Genomic DNA, 667 nt, shown 5'->3' on the forward strand with positions numbered 1-667 from the left:
CGCGGCCGCCAGTTTCTTGGCGTCCTCCTGTGCGTGCCTCGAATAGACAATCTGCCAACTCACCACTTAAGCCTCTTGGCACTCTTGCCAACAGGCTCGGCCATACCCTCCTTGATCGATTCGCGCATGCCGGGGATCGAGAGCAAATAGAGCGTTTCCTGAATGGCGTCCCAGTCTTCGGCGGATAGGAGAACCGCGCTGGTCCTCTTTCCCGCAATGTGGATAGGCTGATGTGATTCGGCTGCCTGGTCGATAAGGCGGTAAAGGTTGGCGCGAGCTTCGCTCGCGGTAAGGACTGCCATGTTCGCTCTCCTACAGGTAGAGTTGGCATGGTACGTTATTGCGTACGCCTCGTCAATGCGCCAATCAAGAGGCCCAACGTAGAAGTCACCGGCGCTGCGCGGCCTTATCGCGCAGCGTCCGTGTAGACTGCCGGGTTGGGGCTTGGCCATCCACGTAAGCGTCGAGAAGCCGGCGAATCATGCGTTGGTACTGAGTGTTATGCTTTGAAGCCTCCGACTTGAAGAATTCAATGCTCTTCTTGCTCAGAGCCAGAGTTACTTTCACGCCCTCTTCACGAAATGCCAGTTCTGCCGGCGAGGGGAGGAAGTCGGGAACCACCTGGACTTTGCCAAGGGGTTCATCGGTGTATTTAATTTTAGTTTCG

At 56.2% G+C, this 667-nt stretch carries 2 protein-coding genes; both read right to left on the reverse strand.

What is annotated here, in order from left to right:
• Nucleotides 1-59 precede the first annotated feature (59 nt).
• Entirely contained in the window at nucleotides 60-302 is a 243-nt protein-coding gene (locus L6R21_28145; protein ID MCK6563076.1) for a type II toxin-antitoxin system Phd/YefM family antitoxin, read from the reverse strand.
• Nucleotides 303-387: 85 nt separating this feature from the next.
• Nucleotides 388-657, reverse strand: a complete 270-nt coding sequence (locus L6R21_28150; protein MCK6563077.1) for a CopG family transcriptional regulator — start codon at nucleotides 655-657, stop codon at nucleotides 388-390.
• Nucleotides 658-667 lie beyond the last annotated feature (10 nt).

It is taken from the genome of bacterium, assembly GCA_023150945.1.
Taxonomy (GTDB): domain Bacteria; phylum Zhuqueibacterota; class Zhuqueibacteria; order Zhuqueibacterales; family Zhuqueibacteraceae; genus Coneutiohabitans.